Genomic DNA, 19,443 nt, shown 5'->3' on the forward strand with positions numbered 1-19,443 from the left:
TGACGGTTTTTGTCCACGCTGCTGCTTGCGCATGACCCTCACGCGTAAAAAAACCGGCGCCCTTAACGAAAGAGCACCGGTTTCTTTGAACGCTTCCTGGCGCCTGATATCAAGCGCCAGAAGTGCGGCTACGGTTCAGCGCAGCGCTTTCACCGCATCCGCCGTCACATCTGCAGGCTGGCCGCCCCACGTCGCGCGCAAATAATTGGCGAGCTGCGCGAGTTCCGCGTCGTTGAGTTGCGTGGCGAAGCCCGGCATATCCTGCATCCGTTCGAGGCCCGGAAAATCCTGCGCGCCGATGCCGTCGAGCATCGCCACGATCAGATTGTGGGCATCGCTTTGACGCAGCGTCGAGTTGCCGTGCATCGGCACGGCGACATGCGGCTTGCCTTCGCCGTTCAGACCATGACAGCCCGCACACACGGCGAGATACACGTTGCGCCCTGCTTCGAGCTGAGCGGCATCCGCGGAAACCGACTGCAGCGGTTGCGGCGCGGGCGCCTGGTCGCCGAGCAGATAGGTCGACATGGCGCGCAAGTCGTCGTGCGTCAGGTACTGGCTGCTCAGATGCACCACCGGATACATCTCGCCGAATGCCGAGCCCTGCGGCGCGATGCCGGTGGCGAAGAACGTCTGCAGGTCGGCCGCACTCCAGCCGCGCGCCGCGAGACCGTGCGGCGTGATATCCGGCGCCGCGATCCGGCCGAGTGCCGCGCCGGTCAGCGGCTTCGCGCCGTCGAGCTGGCCGAACGTGCCGCGCGGCGTGTGACACTCGGCGCAATGGCCGAGCGCGCTCGCCAGATAGCGGCCGCGATTCCACTCCGCCGTGCGTCCAGTCGATGCATCCGGCAACGCGTCCTTCAGGAACACCCAGTTCCAGAAACGCACGCCGAATCGCATGTTGAACGGGAACGACAGCTCGGGCTCGTGATTCGCCACCGCGGCCGGCTTCTGCGCCATCAGGTACGCGTAGATCGCATCGCTGTCCGCGCGCGACAACTGACGGTACGACGTGTACGGCATCGCCGGATAAAGCTGCTTGTCCGGCGTGACGCCGTCATGCAACGCCTTGTACAGATCGTCCGCGCTCCAGTTGCCGATGCCGTGGTCCTTATCCGGCGTGATGTTGGTGCCATAGAAGGTGCCGAACGGCGAAGCCAGCTTCACGCCGCCGGCGAACGGCGCGCCGTCTGCCGTGGTGTGGCAGGCAGCGCAATCGGCGGCCTTGACGAGGTAGCGGCCGCGCGCGAGCGGATCGGCGGCGGTGGATTGCGGTCCCAATGCGGCGGCCGCGGCCAGCGCGCCGGAGTCGTCGTGCTTGCCGCAAGCGCTCAGCGCGAGCGTCGTACCGAGCAGCAGCAGCGCGCGGCGCAAGGTGATCGGTCGGCTCATCATGCGGCGTCCTTTACGAGGCCAGGCGTCGTCAGCACGACTTCCTTCACGGCTTCGTAATAGCGCACGTAGCCCGTACAGCGGCAGATGTGATCGTTCAGCGCTTCCGTAATCGTGGCCTCGACCTTGTCTTTGGCAACCGGCTCACGCTTCAGGCGTTCGATCAACACGGTCGCCGCATTGACGAAGCCCGGCGTGCAGTAGCCACACTGAAAACTGAAGTGCTCGAGAAACTTCTGCTGGATCGGCGACAGTTCGACGACCTCGCCCGCTTCGTTGCGCTTCGCGTGGCCTTCGATCGTGCGAATGGATTTGCCGTGGAAAAAATTCGCGCCGGTGATGCAGGTGCGCACTTCTTCGCTCGTGCCGTCCGGTTTGTCGACGATCACCACGCACGCGTGGCAGATGCCCTGGCCGCAGCCGAGGCGCGAGCCGGTCAGGTGCAGATACTCGTGCAGGTAGTCGATCATCATCAGCCCGGCGGGCACATCGGTCGGACCGACGATCTCGCCGTTGACCTTGATCGACAGCGGCATCGAACGGAAGTGCGTCAGCGGACGCTCGACCACGGCGGGAGCAGGCGCGCTCGCGGCGACGCCGACCGAAGCCGTGGAAGCGCCACTCGCGGGAGCCGCGCCGAATGCAGCGGAAGCGCCACTTGCAGCGGCAGTACTCACCGCGCCGCTAGCGACAGCTGCGTTGGTTTGATTGGGGGCCGTCATGCGAGCACCTCCTGAATACGTTGCGGGGTGACCGGCAGATCGGTAAAGCGATGTCCGATCGCATGCGCGATGCCGTTCACGATGGCGCCGACCACCGGAATCATCACCACTTCGGCGATGCCCTTCGGTGGATCGGTCTCGGTCAGCGGCGGCAGCACTTCGTCGGTCTGGGTCCAGACGGCAACGTCCGTCGCGCGCGGCAAGTGGTAACGATTGAAGTTCCACGTGCCGTTGCCGGGACCGTCTTCGTAGAGCGGCAGATATTCGTGCAGCGCGTGGCCGATGCCCATCGCCAGACCGCCCTGCAACTGGCCGGACACGAGTTGCGGCGAGATCTGATTGCCGCACTCCATGATCGAGTGATGCGCGAGCAGATCGACCTTGCCGCTCGCTTCATGCACCGACAGTTCGACCAGCGTGCCGACCGCGCTGTAGTACGTGACGGCCGCGTTGTTGCGCTGGACCGGCGGAATGAACACACGCTGGCGGTCCAGCACGCGGTAGCGATTCGCCGTGGTCTGCATCTTCTGCTTGTCGGCCGACGCGTTGTCGCCATAGCGCACAGCGAGCCCGTCGAGCGGCCAACGCTCGACGCTGCCGTCGATCTCGAAGTCCGCTTCGGTCCACTGCCACCGGTTGAACACGTGCACGGTCGCGCCGGTCACGAGTCCAAGTTCGTGCGCCTTCTTCGCGAGCTGCTCGAACGGCAGCGCTTCGAGGCCGGCCGCGGAGAGCTTGCCGTCGACCCAGCGCGCGTCTTCGATACGCACCACCAGCGGCGCGGCCTGACCGCCGCCGCTGCCCTGGCTCCAGATCGACATCGCCGCGGGCCACAGGCCATGCGCGAACACCACGCGCGCCGCTTCACGCGTGCTGTGCGTGAAGTAGTAAGCGGAATTCGTCGCGCTCGACGGCGATGCGTAGCCCGGCGACCAGCGCGGATTGGCCGCGAGCTTGTCCTGATCGGCTTGCGACATCATGTACGGATCGCCGCTCGTGACGACCGGCAGATCGGGCCAGTCGGTGATGGCGACATGCACGTCGGTGGCCGGCTTGCCGAGCCACTTCGCCACCGCGACGGCCTGCGAGGTCGACATGCCGGTGCCGATTTCGGCCGCCGTGTGTTGCAGGCTGATCTTGCCATCGGCGCTGAACTCGACCTTCGCGAACGAAGTCTCCGCGCCGGTGCCGAAGTCCTTCTGCACGCACGCGAAACCGACGCCGTAGCGCTTGCCCGGATGCGCCGCTTCGAACTCGGCCTTGCGCTTCGCGCGGTTCAGCCACAGCGGATGCACCTTCGCTTTGTTCAACACATCGTCGACGCGAATCGCGCCGGCCGGTACCGCGCCTTGCGTGTTCTTCATGCCGGAACGCAATGCGTTCTTCAGGCGGAACTCGATCGGATCGAGTTCGAGCCGCGCGGCGATTTCATCGACCATCATCTCGGTCGCGGCCATGCTCTGCAGCGTGCCGTAGCCACGTGCTGAACCGGCGTCGATCGCGCGCGTTGCGAGCGCCACCGCCGACAGATCGTTCTTCGGGAAGTAGTAGATCGACTGCGCGGCGGTCGCGCCCACCATCGCCACCGACGGCGAGAAGTTGCAGCGTCCGCCGCCGTTCGCTTCCATCTCCGCCTTGAACGATTGCAGCAAACCGGACTTCCTGTCGACGGCGATGCGGTAGTTCATCTTGAACGCATGGCGCTTCAACGAGGTCTGGAACTGCTCGTAGCGATCGTTGGCGAGGCGCACGGGACGGCCATCGGCATACATCGCGCAGACGAGGCCGTAGAACGGCACATTGAAGTGATCCTTGGAACCGTAGCCCACCGTGTAGCACGGGTAAATGAACAGGTGCTTCACCGGGAACGCGCACTTCGCGACCATGCCGGCCGCGCTGTCGGCGACCTCGGACGGCGCCTGGGTCGGCACGACCATGTGAAGCGATTGCGTCGCCGCGTCGTACCAGCAGTTCGCGTTGTCGGGCTCGAGCGCGGCCGTGTCGATGGACTGCGTGTTGTACTCGCGCTCCATCACCAGCCAGTCCGCCGACGGCTGATCCAATTCCTGCTGGATCCGCGCGGCGTGGAACATGCCCTGCTCGTCGAGCTTGCCGTGCTCGCCGCCGTCCGGCCACACCGCCTGGTGCTTGCGCATCATGCTCGGAAACACCGGCGCGTCTTTCAGACTGGAGAAGGTGTCGTCGTCGTACGGGGTCTTGCCGCCGACGCGCACGAAGCGGAACGTGCCCCACGGATCACGTTCGAGCGCGCCGGTTTGCGCGCCGTAACGGATGATCTGATCCTGGAACTTCAGCTTATCTTTCGCGAAGCGGAAGCGCGCGAAGTCGTGATAGATCAGGATCGCCACCGCCTGGCCGAGATACGCGGGCGTCTTGCCCGGCGGCAGCAGCATGTCGTCGCCATAGAAGGCCGGGAAGATCAGGCCATCGCGCGCCAGATCGGCGGCGGTGATCACGCGGTCGGGCTTCAGGTCGTCGCCGAGCAGCGTGAGGTCGAAGCCTTCGTAGCTGCGGTCGGCTTGCGTCGTGCGCAGAATGAAAGCGTGCGACTGCTGCTGCGGCCAGTGCGGCATGTCGGCGGCGCGGATGTCGCGGGCGAACACTTTCGAGCCGGTTACCTTGGCAATGCCGTCGATGCGGAACTTTGCCTGACCGTTGGCCGCATCCCACTGCACCGGCGTCAGGATTTTTTCTTCGAACAACGCAGCGAATGCGCGGCTGCCCATCGGCGCGATATACACCGACACACCCGCCAACACGCTGGCCTTCAGAAAACTACGACGCGAAAGGTCGAGTTTCCCCATGGACTTCTCCTTTAGTGAATACGGCGGCAATACGGGCCATCAAGGCCTTTCCTTCCCGGCGTCAGGAAGACACGGACCGTCACGCGCGCGCGGCCGCGTGCGTGACGGCACGCGACGAACCTGCGCTGGACGGCTATCACCACGAGGGAGGTGTTCGAACCGCGGACGCTATTTAACGCCCGGGCGTACCGGCGACCTGCGACGACCGTCACTTCGGTCGTGCCGCAGTCGATCTGATTGACCTTGAACTACCGTGAGTTGCCTTGTCCTCGCCCCACAGAGGGCAAGGGGCGGGATTATCGCGCTGATTTGCCGCGGGGTGCGTCAAATTTTTTGCCCTATCTCGCAAATAACGGATCTCGTATGGTCCGCTATATTCGCGGGTTTACAGCGGTTTCTGGCGGTTTTTCTACTTTTTAATCAGCATGCCCAACTATGCCCGCACGATCGTGATACCCAACGCTTCGAACGGCGCGGTCAAGGCCTCGTCCGTATTCCGTTCGACGACGATCGTGCTCGCCGCCGTCACATCGGCGATCTTGTACGGCGAGGCCGCATTGAGTTTTTCCGCCGACGCCAGCACCACCGTCTCCGCCGCGTGTTCCGCGAACGCGCGTTTCACGTAGGCCTCTTCCCTATCGCCGGTGCTCAGGCCTGCTTGCGGATGCACGCCGGTCACGCCCATGAAATACAGATCCGCGCGAATGTGGCTGAGCGCTTCGATTGCCGCGGCGCCGACGTTGACCATCGAATGCCGAAACAGGCGGCCGCCGATCATCACGACTTCCAACTCGGCATGCTCCGCGAGTTCGACGGCGATGCTCGGGCTATGGGTGACGATCGTCGCCCGCAAGTCACGCGGCAGATGACGCGCGAGTTGCACCGCGGTCGTGCCGCCGTCGACGAACGCAATCTGGCCACGCACGATCATGCCCGCGGCCGCCCGGCCGATCGCCGCCTTCGACGCCGACTCGATACGCTCGCGCCCGGCAAAGTCCGCCGCCGCCGGCGACGCCGGCAGTGCGCCGCCATGCACGCGCTGAAGCTGACCTTCGGCAGCGAGCTCACGCAGATCGCGGCGAATCGTGTCTTCGGAGACGTCGAATTCGGCGCTCAAGGTTTTGGCGACCACTTGCCCGTTACGCTTGAGCGCATCGAGTATCAGTTGCTTTCTTTGCGATGTGAGCACGGCGGCGGTCCTTAGCGAGTCTTATCGACTTGCACGAAATTACTTGTTTTTGCACGATATCGCACGATACCATGATTCGCATGCGGAGCGAACCGCGTTTCCCTACAGGACAGGATGCGAGCCATGAACGAAATCGCCGAACGGGTCAGGATTGTCGACGTCGAGGTGCTGTCGGACGACTGGTACGTGCTGAAAAAAACCACCTTCGACTTCCAGCGCGCCGACGGCAGTTGGCAACGCCAGAGCCGCGAAACTTACGACCGCGGCAACGGCGCGACGCTGCTGCTCTACGAACCGCACCGGCGCACGGTCGTGCTAACGCGGCAATTCCGCTTGCCGGCGTTCGTCAACGGTCATCACGGCATGCTGATCGAGACACCGGCCGGCCTGCTGGAGACCGCGTCGCCGGAGGAACGGATTCGCGCGGAAGTCGAGGAAGAAACCGGCTACCGGGTGCGCGACGTCCGCAAGGTATTCGAGGCCTTCATGAGCCCGGGTTCGGTCACGGAGAAACTGCACTTTTTCGTTGCTGAATACGATGCGGTGGCGAAAGTCGGCGCGGGCGGCGGCCTCGCCGACGAAGGTGAAGATATCGAGGTGCTGGAGCTGCCGGTGGACGAAGCGCTGGCGATGATCGAGCGCGGCGAAATCGTCGACGGAAAGACCATCATGCTGTTGCAGTACGCCCAACTGAATCTGTTCGGGACGTAGTTCGAACGTGGCGCGTTTCCGCGCTTTTCGGAATCATCCTACCCGGCATTAGGAAAAGGACGATAGGTTGAACACGGCAGTAAAAATATTCTTACGCATCCCAGTGAGATTGACCGGCGCCGCAGTCAAGGCGACGCCGGTTTATCGAATGGAAAACCCTTTCCGTCAGAATATTTTTAATTCGCCGCCTTTATCAAGGCTGCGGGTAAAGCCGAGGTTCAAATGGATTCTCTCAGTTCCGCAAACCGATTCATGAACGGTTTTTTCTTCGGCACCCTGATTGCCGCCGTCATCATGGTGCTCCTGTGCAATGCAGGCGAATTTTCGCCGTTTATGGCCAAACTGCATGCACTCGAACAGGTTACGATGACCGCGCTGATTTCCATCGTGATCGTCGACGCGAAACCATTGGCCTATAAAACCGTCTGGCGCGAGCGCCGCTGCAGCTTCGTCCTCGACGAGGACATCAACGCCACCCTTCGCGGCCGGACGTTCGGTATTCCGTTTGGCGTTATCGTCGGCATTCTGTTTCAGAATTACGTGATGAATTGAGCGCTAATCCGTTTTAATACGCCGCTCGATATTCATAGTCTGAAATTCGCGCGCCTTGTGATAATCCCTTATCCAAGGCGCGCGATTCGTTTACGTCTTTCCTTTTCCCAATAGCCGATCAGCCGATCAATGCCCGCTGCGTTCGCTGTCGAGATGCGCCATCTGCACCTCGTTGTAGCGCGAACCCGCCACGGCTTCAGGCGGAATCGCAGCTTCGATGCGCGCCAACTCGTCGGCGCTCAGGCGCAACTCGGTCGCCGCGAGCGCGTCCGTCAACTGGCTGCGGCGCCGCGCGCCGACCAGCGGCACGATGTCGTCGCCGCGTGACAAGGCCCATGCGATCGCCAGTTGCGCCGGATTCGTGCCGCGCGCGTCGGCGATAGCGCGCAGGGTTTCGACCAGCGCCAGATTGCGCTCGAGGTTCTCGCCCTGAAAGCGCGGGCTCACGCTGCGGAAATCCTTCTGCGCGCCACGCTCCTTCGACCACGTGCCGCTCAGCAAACCCCGCGACAACACGCCATACGCGGTGATGCCGATGCCGAGTTCACGGCACACCGGCAAAATCTCGGCCTCGATTCCACGCGACATCAGCGAGTATTCGATTTGCAGATCGTCAATCGGCGCGACGGCCCGCGCCCGGCGTAGCGTGTGCGCGCCGACTTCCGACAAGCCGATCTGGCGCACGTAGCCTTCCTTGACCAGATCGGCAATGGCGCCGACGGTCTCTTCGACCGGCACCGCCGGGTCGAGTCGCGCGGGGCGGTAAACGTCGATATAGTCGGTGCCGAGCCGCCGCAGCGTATACGCGAGGAAATTGCGCACCGCCGCCGGCCGCGCGTCGAAGCCGATCCAGCCGCCGGCCGGATCACGCATCCCGCCGAATTTCACGCTGACCACCACGTTCTCGCGCTGGCGCCCTTGCAGCGCGTCGCGGATCAGCATTTCGTTGTGACCCATGCCGTAGAAGTCGCCGGTGTCGAGCAGCGTGATGCCGGCGTCGAGCGCCGCGTGAATCGTGGCGATGCTTTCGTCGCGGTCGGCCGGACCGTACAGATCGGACATGCCCATGCAGCCGAGGCCGATGGCGGAAACTCGCGGGCCTTGCTGGCCCAGTTGACGTGTATTCATTGCGTGCATTCCCGAAGTCGTTTGATCACGTTTAGGATGACGGCGAACCGGCCTGCGTGAAGCCGCGTTTGAAGCCGGATCCGCCACGCCTGAGCGGCATTCTGCGCCCGAGCCGACAAGCGATAAAGGCGCGGCGTTCGATCAGATTGGTCGAAAACGGTTAACAATCAGGGTAATGGAAAGCCACCCGAACCCGGTCCGGCTGGGTCTCAGACGGAGAGCGTCGTCGATGGATCACTTGCAAGCCATGAGAGTCTTCGCGCGCGTCGCGCAACTCGGCAGTTTCACCAAAGCCGCCGAGCAGATGCAACTGCCGCGCCCCACCGTCAGTAACGCGATCCAGTACCTGGAAAGCCATCTGCGCGTGCGGCTGCTTCAGCGCACCACGCGGCGCGTCGCGCTCACGCCCGAAGGCGCCGCCTATCACGAGCGCTGCGTCCAGGTGCTGGCCGAGATCGACGACGCCGAGGCGCTGTTCGCCGACGTCGCCAACGGCCCGCGCGGCGTCATCCGCGTCGACCTGCCGGAGCGCTTGGCGCTGCACGTGGTGATCCCCGCGCTGCCGGAATTCTTCGCGCGTTATCCGGACATTCGCGTCGTGCTGAGCGCGACCGACCGCATGATCGACCTGATCGAGGACGGCGTGGATTGCGCGGTGCGGGTCGGCAGCATGGGCGACACAACGCTGGTCGCGCGGCGCATCGGCGAGTTCGAGCAGGTCAATTGCGCGTCGCGCGGGTACATCGAGAAACACGGCCTGCCGCGTACGCCCGCCGATCTGGACGACCATGTCGCGGTCGGCTTTTTCTCCAGCCGCAGCGGGCGCGATCTCGACTGGGAGTATCAGGAGCAAGGCGAACTGAAGACGGTCGCGATGCGCAGCGCCGTCTCGGTCAACAGCGCGCATGCCTATATAGGTTGTTGTCTCGCCGGGCTCGGCATGATTCAGGGGCCGGTCGGCAGCGTGGACGCGCCGCTATTCGCAAGCGGCGAATTCGTCGAAGTGCTGAAGGACTGGAAAGCGCCGCCGCTGCCGGTGTCGGTGGTGTTTCCGCACGGCCGGCATCTGGCGCCGCGGGTGCGGATTTTTGTCGACGGGGTGGCGGAGTTGATCGGCACAAAGACGCCCGCTGTGGCGGCGCCCAAACACAAACGGCCGCGCGGCGCGGCCAGGTAAAGTTAGCCGAGGTGGTTAGCCCAGGTGAAGTCAGAACTTGTGCCGGATCGCTGCGCGCACCACGACCTGCCTCGAGGTCGATGAAGGAGACTGCGTGCCGACGTTGAACGCGTCGTCCAGAATCGAATAGGTCGCGTCGCCCGTCACCTGCTGATACTCGCCCTGGATGTAGACGTCGGTGCGTTTGGACAGGTTGTAATCCGCCATCAGGCCGAACGAGTGAATCTTCGGCTTCACGCCGCCGGTCGAGGCGTCGTAGGTTTCCATCGTGTACACGTACTGTGCACCGACGAACAGCATCGGCGAAATCTGATACTTGCCGTTCACCTCGAAGTTCTGATACTTCAGCGAGTTCAGCAATACGCCCGGCGGCACGAGCGGCGTCACGCCGAGATAGCCGTTGCCGGTCGGGTCCAGATAGTTCGAGTTGGTATAGACGAAGCCGGCCGTCGCCGGACCGAACGTATAGGTGATGCCACCGCCGAACACACGCATACGGGCGGCGATGAAGCTGGCGTCGTTCGCCGTGATCGCCCCGTTCGCTCCATTGCCGGGATTGTCGGCTTGCAGATAGGCCGCGGCCACCAGCAGGCCGCCATAAGAATACTGGCCGCCGAAACTGTACGCGCGATTGTTGGCGAAGTTGGTGTCGTTGCTGAAGCTATAGACGCCGCCGAACTGGAAGCCGGACAGCGACGGACTCGTGTACTTGATCGAGTTGTCGAGCCGGAACGAGTTGTCCGTGTTGTCGTTGTCGTACGGGTGGGAGAAGAGCAAGCCGGCCCAGTTGCCGTTGGCCGTGGTCTGGGCCAGATAATCGACCACCGAATCGTACTGGCGGCCGAACGTCAACGTGCCGTAGCGCTCCGCGCTCAAGCCGACGAAGGCCTGGCGGCCGAACATCCGGCCGCCCTGGTTGAGCCGCCCGGAACTCACGTCGAAACCGTTTTCCAGCTGGAAGATCGCTTTCAGGCCGCCGCCCAGTTCCTCGGCGCCCTTCAGCCCCCAGCGGCTGCCTTGCGCATAGCCGCTCGCCAGCTCATAGACATGGCCGCGGCCGACATTGTTCGTGTAGTTGATGCCTTCGTCGAGCACGCCATATAGCGTGACACTCGTCTGCGCCAGGGCGGGCGCGGCAAAAGCGGCGGACATAGCGGTGGAGACAGCTAGCGCGAACACTTGCTTGTTCATGACGATCTCCCTGCACTCGAGCAATGGGACAACTCGATCCGGCCGCTTTGTTCTTTGCGCCTTACAAGGTGCTGCATCGACCTTGACGCGCTTTCAGAAATCCTCACACGCCGTTAGGTCGCCGTCCATTGGGTGTCGTATCGATATCTCAAAACGTTGCGAAATCTCCACTTGGTGCGTTGGGCCCTTTTGTCGCGGCGCTCATTCAGGTAAACGGCGCAACGCCGCGCGGACTTGATACCGGCTGCGGCCGACGCGCGCTGACTTGCCCTGCCGCAGGCAGATTTGTCACGAAAGGAAATATAATCGCAACCTTCTTGCGGCGGCGCAGCGGAACTCCGCGCCGCCACGTGGGTCATTTTTACTGCCCCCTGCAACCGCGCCACGTCCGGCCGGTTGAAAGCGGCGACGCGGGTCGCGTATCCGCCGCAGCATCCAATCCAATTTCTAAAAGCCTTGTGAGACGCCTGCCGCGCTGAACCAGCGCGCCGTCGCACGGGGTTTGCTTTTGGCGCCACACAATGCAAAAGTCGCAATCCCGCCTGATCGAACTCGATTTTTTTCGAGGGCTGGTCCTTCTGATCATCGTCGTCGATCACATCGGCGGCAGCATTCTGTCGCGCGTCACCCTACACGCCTACGCGCTGTGCGATGCCGCCGAGGTCTTCGTGTTCCTCGGCGGCTTCGCGACCGCCACGGCCTACGCCGCACTGGCCGAACGGCGCAACGAGACGATCGCGCGCAGCCGCTTCTTGCGGCGTTCGCTGGAGATCTATCGCGCGTTCCTCGTCACCGCCGCGCTGATGCTGCTGGTCAGCGCCGTGCTCACCGCCTTCAGCATCGACGGGCCGAATCTCGCCACCACCGATCTCGACGATCTGATGGACACCCCGCTCGCGGCTCTCGGCGACATCCTGCTGTTCCGCCGCCAACCGTATCTGGCCTCGGTGCTGCCCATGTACGCGTTCTTCGCCCTGCTGGTGCCGATGATCCTGCCGCTCGCGCGCAGCAAGCCGTGGCTGCTGCTGGCCGGCAGCGTCGCGCTGTGGGCCGGCGCGCCGGCCATCGACGCCTACCTGCCCGCCGCGCCGGACATGCATTGGGATTTCAATCCGTTCGCCTGGCAATTGCTGTTCGTGCTCGGCGTGCTGGCCCGTTGCCAGCCGGTTTATCAGCGCATCAGCGCGCACCGCCTTAGCTGGGTCGTCAGCCTGCTGGCGTTTGCGGTGGTCGCGGCCGCCGCTTACTACAAGCTCTTTATCGAGCACGAGCCGCTCGATGGCAGTCTCAAACAAAACCTCTCGTACCTGCGCGCGGTCAATTTCCTCGCCATCGCGTGGCTCGTCGCGAATCTGATTCAGCTCGGCTGGGCGAAGAAGCTCGCGCAATGGGTGCCGTGGGTCGGCGTGATCGGCCGCAAGGGCTTGCTGTGCTTTATCGCCGGCGCGGTGATCTCGCTCGTGGTCGATTCCGTGCTGTACGCGGCGACGGACGGCTATCTGAACTATCCGCTCGGACTGCTCGCGGATGCGATTGCGATCGGCGCGCTGTTCGCGGTGGCGCTGGGCGCGGAACCGCTCAAGCGTCTGGCTGGCCGGCTGTATGCCGGGCGGCTGCGGACATCGCCCTGAGCGGCGTGCGCCGGCCGGAGACCGTTGCTCAAAATTCACCGCCGATCCTGATAGCATGACGGCCGCGCGCGACCCACGCCGCGGCCTCCTACTCTGACATGCGTCTATTCCTACGTTCCGCCCTCGTTGCGCTCTGCGCGGCCTCGAGCAGCGTGCCAGTGCTCGCTAGCACCGTGATCAGCCGCAGCTTCCATTCCGACGCCCTCGGCCGCGACTCGGCCTACACGATCTATCTGCCGACCGGCTATCGCCATGACGCCGGCCGCCTGCCCGTGCTGTATCTCCTGCACGGCAACAACGGCGACGCCAACGACTGGATCGCGCAAGGCCACCTGCAGAGCGCCGCCGACGCGCTGATCGAGCACAAGGACATGCCGCCCGTCGTGATCGTGATGCCGCAGGGCGGCACGGACTGGTACGTCGATCGCAAGGAGAAGATGGAGACCGCGTTCTTCGAGGATCTGCTGCCCGAGATCGAAGCGCGCTACGCGGTCTCGACGCAACGCGGCGGACGGATGATCGGCGGCGTCTCGATGGGCGGCTTCGGCGCGCTACGCTATGCGATGACGCAACCGGAGCGCTTTTGCGGCGCGCTGCTGCTGAGCCCCGCGATCTATCCGAACGAGCCGCCGCGCGCGTCGGCTGCGCGCCGCGTCGGCGTGTTCGGCGAGCGCGAGTTCGACGCGCGGGTCTGGCACGAACTCAACTATCCGGCGCAGTGGGACCGCTATATGAGCCGGCCGTACCGTCTGCCGATGTTCATCGCCGCCGGCGACGACGACCTCGCGATCCAGGCCGATGCGTCTTCGCTCTATACGCACTTGCGGCTGGCGGGCAATCCGGCGGCGTTGCGCATTATCGACGGCGGCCACACCTGGGACGTCTGGAGCACGCTGCTGCCCGCGGCGCTCAAATACACGCTTGGTTGCGTGAAGCCGCAACCGCAGTCGCGACCGCAGCAACCACAGCAGCCGCCGCTGGAACATCCTTCGTATCAGCGGCCCTGAACGGCTCAGCAGTACTGGCTGAAACGGGATGGGCCTGAAAAAACCGTGCAACTATTGCACGAGGTCGGTCCACAACACCATCAGCACGGTCATCAGCGCGGGGCCGATGAAGATGCCGAGCAGCCCGAACGTTTCCGCTCCGCCGAGAATGCCGAACAGCACGAGCAGGAACGGCAAACGCGTCGAGTTGCCGATCAGCACCGGCCGCACGAAGTGCTCGGCGATGAACACCACGACCGAGCCGAACACGGCGAGGCCGACGCCCGCTGCCACCGAGCCTTGCGCGACCAGCCACAAGGCCGCGAGACCGAAGGTGATCGGCGCGCAGAACGGCAGCATCGCGGCGATCGCGGTGACGAGCGCGAGCAGCGCGACATGCGGCAGGCCCGTCACGAAATAGGCGACGCCCATCAACGCGCCCTCGCCGAGTCCGACCACGACCAGTCCCGACACCGTGCCGCGCACCGCCGTGGCCATCCGCAGCAGAAGCTGCGCGCCGTCGTCGCCGAAGCCGCGCCGCACGCCCTTCAGCAGCGAGCTCGACAAGCGCGGCCCCGCCTGAAAGATCACGAATAGCGTGATCAGCATGAAGCCGAACACCGCCACGGCATGCACCGCGCGCGCGCCGAAGTGGCGGCCGAGCGTCATCACCGTGGTGCTGTGCAGTCCTTTCATGGCGGCCGATTCGCGCAGCGGCTGAGCGAGGTTGGCCTGCCACCACGTGGAAGCCTGCTGCACGCCGAACGGCAGATGCTGGATGAAATCCGGCAACGGAATGCCGTTTTCCTGCGCATCTTTGAACCACTCGTTCATGTCATGCGCTTCGCGTAGCGCCTGGGCAATGCCGATGCCAACCGGCAGCACGACCAGCAACGCGATCGCCAGCGTCAAGACAGCCGCGATCAGCGTCGTGCGTCCGGTGAACCAGCGGTTGCCCTCGACCCTGCGCAACAGCGGCCAGAGTGCGATCGCAATCACGGCGGCCCATGCCACGACCGCGATGAAATCGCGCGCGACCCACAACGCCAGCAGCACCAGTCCGATGTACAACACGAGGGAAGCCGCTTTCTGCTTCTTCAGGCAGTCCGACGCGTCAGGTGGTTCAGGAGGTGCGACAGGCCGGCGTGAATTCATGTGAGCTCTTATGGTTTTGTGAAGGTGCCCCCAAGGGACTTCCTTCGGTGTGTGTGCGCGAGCCGACCGGAAAAATGCAAAACCGCTACACTGCCGTTGCACGGTCGCTCATCAATAACCACATCTTAAAGGAAGCGCCGGCGCCCTTTGCGGGTCGAACGCTTGTCTCACTGCGTACAACACTGCGTTGCAAAAATCCGCCCTATCGTAAATTCAACTTAACAATGGCCCGCGGAGGCCCGTCTTTTCGGGATAGCGCGAATGTCAAGTTTCATTGTTGCTATTTGAAGAACAGTGTTTCAACCGCGATACAATGGCTATCCGACGCGCGCGGGACTACATTCGGCACACCACACAATACGGAGCCGACGACGATGACCTTAGAGTCCATCCCCCTTGACGGTACCAATGGCGTCCGCATCGAGATTCTCGAGCGTTCGGACACGACGCTGGTAATTCGCTGGGTCGAGCCGGGTAAATGTCATTACGGCGAGCAGCGGTGGCGCCGCAGGTCGGCACATACCTCGGGAACCTGCGCGGTCTCGCGCCGCAAGATTCGCCGCGGCGACGCGGTATTCAAACCGGCCGAGCGGCCGGCGCCTTTGAACGCTTCCGCTATGATTTGCGCTGAACTGCTGGAGTGCGTCGAAGCCTGAGCCTCATCTGCCTGCCGGCGTCGCGCGTGCGTTCTGCCCAATGCGCCTGACGCGCCCGATCTGCCCGGCGGACCAACCCACATAGCGGCACGCGCCTCGCGCGACCCACTCCGCGCCGTGGGTAAAACACCCTCTGATTGCGGCCCTTCGCCACGTGCGTTAAGGTGGACGTCGTTGCGTCAAGTCACCTGCCGGCTCCACGCGCGGCGCTATCGTGACCCGCACGTCCACCCACCGCGCCGTGCCCCGTGCGGCGCCGATTGAGGGCATACCATGGCCGAAGACACGCCGGAAACCCGCGCGCAAATAGCGCCCCCCGCGCCGCCCGCTCCACTCGTCGCACCGCAACAATTCTCCCTCGACGTCCTGCTAGAGAAGTACGCGAAAGGCGACGAACAATCGGCCGACGATGTGTTCAAGCGCGTCGCGCGCGGCGTCGCCGAGGCGGAGCCGCAAGCGTTGCGCGAATCGGTTGAAGCGCTCTTCGTCGACAACCTGCGGCACGGCGCGCTCGGCGCCGGCCGCATCATGAGCGCGGCGGGCACCGGCATTGCGGCCACGCTGATCAATTGCTTCGTGCAACCCGTGGGCGACGCGATTCAGGGCGTCGACGAACAAGGCCTGCCCGGCATTTACGTCGCCTTGCTGCAGGCGGCCGAAACCATGCGCCGTGGCGGCGGCGTAGGCTATAACTTCTCCGCGATCCGTCCCAAGGGCGCGCGCGTTCACACCACCAGTTCGTCGGCGTCCGGGCCGTGCAGTTATATGGACGTGTTCGACGCGTCGTGCCGCACCGTCGAGAGCGCCGGTTCGCGGCGCGGTGCGCAGATGGCCGTGCTCGACTGCAATCACCCCGACCTGCTGGAGTTCATCGAGGCCAAGCATTCGAAGGGCCGCTGGAATAACTTCAACGTCTCGGTCGGCGTGACCGATGAATTCATGCGCGCGGTCGAGGAAGATCAGCCCTGGCAACTCGTGCATCGCGCCGAGCCTTCGCCCGCCCAACGCGCGGCCGACGACGTGCGGCAACGCGAAGACGGCCTGTGGGTCTACAGCGAACGCCCCGCGCGCGCGATCTGGGATCGCATCATGCGCTCCACGTACGACGTCGCGGAACCCGGCATCGTGTTCATCTCGCGCATGAACGAGGACAACAATCTGCGCGCGGTCGAAACCATCCGCGCCACCAATCCGTGTGGCGAACAACCGCTGCCGGCGTACGGCTGCTGCAATCTCGGGCCGCTGAACCTCACGCGTTTCGTGATCGATCCGTTCGCGCAGATGAAAGGCCGCAAGCCTTCGTTCGACTGGGACGGCCTCGCCAAACGCACGCGCACACAAGTGCGCTTTCTCGACAACGTGCTCGACGTCACGCTGTGGCCGCTGCAGCAGCAATACGACGAGTCGCGCGCCAAGCGGCGCATCGGCGTGGGCTTCACTGGCCTCGGCGATACGCTCGTCATGCTCGGCTTGCGCTACAACTCGCAGGAAGGGCGCGACTTCGCCGTGCGCATCGCGCAACTGATGCGCGACGAGGCGTATCGCGCATCCGTGGAACTGGCGCGCGAGCGTGGCGCATTTCCGCTCTTCGATGCCGCGCGTTATCTGGAAGCCGGCACGTTCGCCTCGCGTCTGCCCGAGGACATCAAGCAGGCGATTCGCAGCGATGGCATTCGCAACAGCCATCTACTGTCCATCGCGCCGACCGGCACGGTGAGCCTCGCTTTCGCGGACAACGCGTCGAACGGCATCGAGCCGGCCTTCTCGTGGACCTACACGCGTATGAAGGTGATGGCCGACGGCGGCCGCGAATCCTTCGATGTCGAAGACTACGCGTATCGGCTCTATCGCGAACTCGGCGGCGACACGAGCAAGCTGCCGGACTATTTCGTCAGCGCGCTGGAAATGTCGGCGCGCGACCATCTCGACATGATGGCGGCCGTGCAACCGTACGTGGACACGTCGATCTCGAAGACGGTGAACGTGCCCGCCGACTATCCGTTCGAAGCGTTCGAAAGCCTCTACTTCGATGCGTGGAAAAACGGCCTCAAGGGTCTCGCCACCTATCGGCCCAACGAAACGCTCGGCGCGGTGCTCAGCGTGAGCCCGCCGCAAGCCGACGACACGCTGGCCGAGAGCGACCTCGACCCGTTGCGGATCGCGATCGATCATCGGCCCAAAGGCGAGCTGCCCGCGATCATCGAGAAAGTCGAATATCTGACGCAGGCGGGCAAGAAGTCGCTCTATGTGGCGGTATCGTTCATCGAGGTCACGGGACGGCTGGGCGGTGAAGACGTCACCATCGAACGGCCTATCGAGTTCTTTATTCCGACCGGTCAGCGCGACGAATCGCAGCAATGGATCACAGCGACGATGCGTTCGCTGTCGCTGGCGGCACGCGGCGGTTTTGTCGCGCGCAACTTGCAGGACATGCGCAAGGTTTCGTGGGATCGCGGCCAGGTCCGGCTCGGTGAGGTGCAGCGTCTCGACGGGCATCGCACGCCGCGCTGGCACGATTCGGAAGTGGCCGCCCTCGCCTTTGCGATCCAACAGATTCTGCATCGGCGCGGGTTTCTCGATGCCGAAGGTAACCAGGTGCCTTCGCGCATGCTGGCGCGTTTGCCGCGCGGACAGATGCGGGCCGAGACGGCGTTGCCGGCGGATTTCGGCATCCGGCCGCATCCCGTTGAGACTGACGCCGACGCGCTCGCGTTGACGCAGCCCGGCGGAGCGCAAGGCCTGCATACGATGCTCGGGCGTAAGTGCGGGTCGTGCGGGGCGAATGCGGTGATTCGCAAGGACGGGTGTGACTTTTGCACGGCGTGTGGTGAAGTGGGGGCGTGCGGGTAGATTGGGTGGGTCGTGACGTCGACCCACCTATTCAAAAACGATAAACCCAGATCGCTATAGCTTCCTTTTCTTCAGCGTGTAGGCAAACAACGCGTACTGCGTGTTCGTATCGGGATCGAAGTAGCCGCCTTGAGCAGCCCCGTCATTCAGGTCGTTCCATGACTTTCCGAAATCCTTGCTGACGAAGGTGAGATCCCGTGGTGCGCCATCGCCCGTCGCATCCGTGGCATAGACCAGCAGCACGCCTTGCTGACCTACGCTGAGACCGTCGAGCATCAAGCGGTCGTCAAACGTATGCAACTGCTGCGCACTGGCCTTCTGGACGTTTCTCCATACTGAAACAGCGCCTGTGCGATGCCCCTTGTCGCTCGGGTCATCCCAATTGCGCGGCGCCCCCAACCGGGACAGCGCATACAGCGAGTAACCGCCGCTCGTTTGCGGGGATGATTGCAGGTCGACTACCGTCTGATCCGGCAGCACGACATCCGGCTCGAAGTCAGCCTGGTCCCAACTCAGCCGGTAGACAAGACTGGATGTTTTGATGTCGCCGGCTTGTTCGACATAGTAGGCAACACGCAGCACACCATCGGGGCCGAGGTTCACCCCGTCAAATGTTTTGCGGGGATTACCTGCGTTGGCGAGCGGCGGCACCTTGACCTCGTGCCAGGACTGACCGCCATCCGCCGTGCGCCATATGTGAGGTCCCCATCCAATTGCATAGCCGCGTTGCGGATCGAGAAACAGCAACTGTCCGATGTTGTGATCTGCTTGCCAGTTCAATTGCGTCCAGTTGCGGCCGCCGTCGCTGGAGCGCCAGAGTTTGGTAATTTGCGGTGCCAGGCCGTTCGATAGGCGAGGTGCTTTGTAATCCATCCAACCCGTGCTGATATAGACGGTACCCCAGTCTTTTGAATACCACCATGCGGCATCCTGACCTCGTTGCTGGAACGTGCGCTTTATCCCAGCTTCCATGGTCCCCTGCAAGAAATTTACAGTTGACCGGTTTAGGCGCTCGCCGGAGTCATTCATCCATTCTTCGGTTGGCTCTGCCACCTGCGGATCCTTCAACTGACTCGCTGGCTTGAAAGTGATTTCTGGATCTGCGAGCTTCAGACTGATCACCTGGTTTCCGCGAATACGAAATTCTCCGCCACCATAGGGCTTGTCACCTTTTGAAAAGGCGGTCGCAATCGTTTCCCAACCTGTCGTCATGCTCTGGTATCCATAGGTTACAGCGGCGAGAAGCGCGAGCCCGCCGATCGAAATTTTCCAGCGTTT

The 19,443-nt window shown here is 63.5% G+C and carries 15 protein-coding genes; 7 read left to right on the plus strand and 8 right to left on the minus strand.

Translation table 11 applies throughout. The features are described 5' to 3' along the window. Positions 1-135: 135 nt before the first annotated feature. From P0D80_RS18775 to P0D80_RS18790, 4 genes are all read right to left on the minus strand, one after another. Positions 136-1,395 carry a c-type cytochrome gene (locus P0D80_RS18775; RefSeq protein ID WP_408285955.1) on the minus strand — a complete coding sequence of 420 codons (1,260 nt, stop codon included), beginning with the start codon at positions 1,393-1,395 and terminating at the stop codon, positions 136-138. Then, on the minus strand, positions 1,392-2,114 hold the full coding sequence (locus P0D80_RS18780) for a (2Fe-2S)-binding protein (RefSeq protein ID WP_408285956.1): 723 nt from the start codon (positions 2,112-2,114) through the stop codon (positions 1,392-1,394). Before P0D80_RS18780 ends, P0D80_RS18775 begins: the two co-directional genes overlap by 4 nt. After that, positions 2,111-4,939 (minus strand): xanthine dehydrogenase family protein molybdopterin-binding subunit, encoded by a 2,829-nt coding sequence (locus P0D80_RS18785; protein ID WP_408285957.1) that lies wholly within the window; start codon positions 4,937-4,939, stop codon positions 2,111-2,113. Before P0D80_RS18785 ends, P0D80_RS18780 begins: the two co-directional genes overlap by 4 nt. A 433-nt stretch (positions 4,940-5,372) precedes the next feature. Continuing rightward, positions 5,373-6,128, minus strand: a complete 756-nt coding sequence (locus P0D80_RS18790; protein WP_408178357.1) for a DeoR/GlpR family DNA-binding transcription regulator — start codon at positions 6,126-6,128, stop codon at positions 5,373-5,375. Between the two features lie 123 nt (positions 6,129-6,251). On the opposite strand from P0D80_RS18790, the gene P0D80_RS18795 reads away from it, so the two are divergent. Continuing rightward, positions 6,252-6,839 carry an NUDIX domain-containing protein gene (locus tag P0D80_RS18795; protein WP_408178358.1) on the plus strand — a complete coding sequence of 196 codons (588 nt, stop codon included), beginning with the start codon at positions 6,252-6,254 and terminating at the stop codon, positions 6,837-6,839. A 222-nt stretch (positions 6,840-7,061) separates the two neighbouring features. Further along, a complete protein-coding gene (locus tag P0D80_RS18800) occupies positions 7,062-7,391 on the plus strand; it encodes a hypothetical protein (protein WP_342960527.1) in 330 nt (109 codons plus the stop codon). 126 nt (positions 7,392-7,517) lie between these two features. Here P0D80_RS18800 and P0D80_RS18805 read toward each other — a convergent pair whose 3' ends face one another. Continuing rightward, positions 7,518-8,519: an aldo/keto reductase gene (locus P0D80_RS18805; RefSeq protein ID WP_408285960.1), complete on the minus strand. Its 1,002-nt coding sequence runs from the start codon at positions 8,517-8,519 to the stop codon at positions 7,518-7,520. 229 nt (positions 8,520-8,748) lie between these two features. Between P0D80_RS18805 and P0D80_RS18810 the strand changes: the two genes are divergently transcribed. Continuing rightward, positions 8,749-9,696, plus strand: coding sequence for a LysR family transcriptional regulator (locus P0D80_RS18810; RefSeq protein ID WP_408285962.1), 948 nt, complete (start codon positions 8,749-8,751; stop codon positions 9,694-9,696). Positions 9,697-9,726: 30 nt separating this feature from the next. Here the strand turns inward: P0D80_RS18810 and P0D80_RS18815 are convergent, their stop codons facing one another. Beyond that, positions 9,727-10,887 carry a porin gene (locus tag P0D80_RS18815; RefSeq protein WP_132382999.1) on the minus strand — a complete coding sequence of 387 codons (1,161 nt, stop codon included), beginning with the start codon at positions 10,885-10,887 and terminating at the stop codon, positions 9,727-9,729. 521 nt (positions 10,888-11,408) lie between these two features. On the opposite strand from P0D80_RS18815, the gene P0D80_RS18820 reads away from it, so the two are divergent. Together P0D80_RS18820 and P0D80_RS18825 are read left to right on the plus strand one after the other, a co-directional pair. Next, positions 11,409-12,518, plus strand: coding sequence for an OpgC domain-containing protein (locus P0D80_RS18820; protein ID WP_132382997.1), 1,110 nt, complete (start codon positions 11,409-11,411; stop codon positions 12,516-12,518). Positions 12,519-12,616: 98 nt separating this feature from the next. Next, the gene (locus P0D80_RS18825) at positions 12,617-13,525 is read left to right on the plus strand and encodes an alpha/beta hydrolase (protein WP_408285965.1); all 909 of its coding nucleotides are present in this window, start codon (positions 12,617-12,619) and stop codon (positions 13,523-13,525) included. Between the two features lie 51 nt (positions 13,526-13,576). Here P0D80_RS18825 and P0D80_RS18830 read toward each other — a convergent pair whose 3' ends face one another. Continuing rightward, positions 13,577-14,659 (minus strand): AI-2E family transporter, encoded by a 1,083-nt coding sequence (locus P0D80_RS18830; protein ID WP_408285967.1) that lies wholly within the window; start codon positions 14,657-14,659, stop codon positions 13,577-13,579. A 374-nt stretch (positions 14,660-15,033) separates the two neighbouring features. Here P0D80_RS18830 and P0D80_RS18835 point away from each other — a divergent pair, with 374 nt between their 5' ends. Next, a complete protein-coding gene (locus tag P0D80_RS18835) occupies positions 15,034-15,315 on the plus strand; it encodes a DUF3331 domain-containing protein (RefSeq protein ID WP_106311561.1) in 282 nt (93 codons plus the stop codon). A gap of 273 nt (positions 15,316-15,588) precedes the next feature. After that, positions 15,589-18,165: an adenosylcobalamin-dependent ribonucleoside-diphosphate reductase gene (locus P0D80_RS18840; RefSeq protein ID WP_408178364.1), complete on the plus strand. Its 2,577-nt coding sequence runs from the start codon at positions 15,589-15,591 to the stop codon at positions 18,163-18,165. A gap of 54 nt (positions 18,166-18,219) precedes the next feature. On the opposite strand, the gene P0D80_RS18845 is transcribed toward P0D80_RS18840, so the two are convergent. Next, on the minus strand, positions 18,220-19,377 hold the full coding sequence (locus P0D80_RS18845; protein WP_408286126.1) for a glycosyl hydrolase: 1,158 nt from the start codon (positions 19,375-19,377) through the stop codon (positions 18,220-18,222). Positions 19,378-19,443 lie beyond the last annotated feature (66 nt).

Origin of the sequence: Paraburkholderia sp. RL17-373-BIF-A (assembly GCF_046030175.1) — a bacterium.
In the GTDB taxonomy this organism is placed as follows: Bacteria; Pseudomonadota; Gammaproteobacteria; order Burkholderiales; family Burkholderiaceae; genus Paraburkholderia.

Bases quoted from the DNA above. Each gene is read 5' to 3' on its own strand.
- P0D80_RS18820 (WP_132382997.1), top strand. From the start codon at position 11,409: ATGCAAAAGTCGCAATCCCGCCTGATCGAACTCGATTTTTTTCGAGGG.
- P0D80_RS18840 (WP_408178364.1), top strand. From the start codon at position 15,589: ATGGCCGAAGACACGCCGGAAACCCGCGCGCAAATAGCGCCCCCCGCG.
- P0D80_RS18775 (WP_408285955.1), bottom strand. From the start codon at position 1,395: ATGATGAGCCGACCGATCACCTTGCGCCGCGCGCTGCTGCTGCTCGGT.
- P0D80_RS18835 (WP_106311561.1), top strand. From the start codon at position 15,034: ATGACCTTAGAGTCCATCCCCCTTGACGGTACCAATGGCGTCCGCATC.
- P0D80_RS18800 (WP_342960527.1), top strand. From the start codon at position 7,062: ATGGATTCTCTCAGTTCCGCAAACCGATTCATGAACGGTTTTTTCTTC.
- P0D80_RS18795 (WP_408178358.1), top strand. From the start codon at position 6,252: ATGAACGAAATCGCCGAACGGGTCAGGATTGTCGACGTCGAGGTGCTG.
- P0D80_RS18780 (WP_408285956.1), bottom strand. From the start codon at position 2,114: ATGACGGCCCCCAATCAAACCAACGCAGCTGTCGCTAGCGGCGCGGTG.
- P0D80_RS18815 (WP_132382999.1), bottom strand. From the start codon at position 10,887: ATGAACAAGCAAGTGTTCGCGCTAGCTGTCTCCACCGCTATGTCCGCC.
- P0D80_RS18785 (WP_408285957.1), bottom strand. From the start codon at position 4,939: ATGGGGAAACTCGACCTTTCGCGTCGTAGTTTTCTGAAGGCCAGCGTG.
- P0D80_RS18845 (WP_408286126.1), bottom strand. From the start codon at position 19,377: ATGACGACAGGTTGGGAAACGATTGCGACCGCCTTTTCAAAAGGTGAC.
- P0D80_RS18810 (WP_408285962.1), top strand. From the start codon at position 8,749: ATGGATCACTTGCAAGCCATGAGAGTCTTCGCGCGCGTCGCGCAACTC.
- P0D80_RS18825 (WP_408285965.1), top strand. From the start codon at position 12,617: ATGCGTCTATTCCTACGTTCCGCCCTCGTTGCGCTCTGCGCGGCCTCG.
- P0D80_RS18830 (WP_408285967.1), bottom strand. From the start codon at position 14,659: ATGAATTCACGCCGGCCTGTCGCACCTCCTGAACCACCTGACGCGTCG.
- P0D80_RS18805 (WP_408285960.1), bottom strand. From the start codon at position 8,519: ATGAATACACGTCAACTGGGCCAGCAAGGCCCGCGAGTTTCCGCCATC.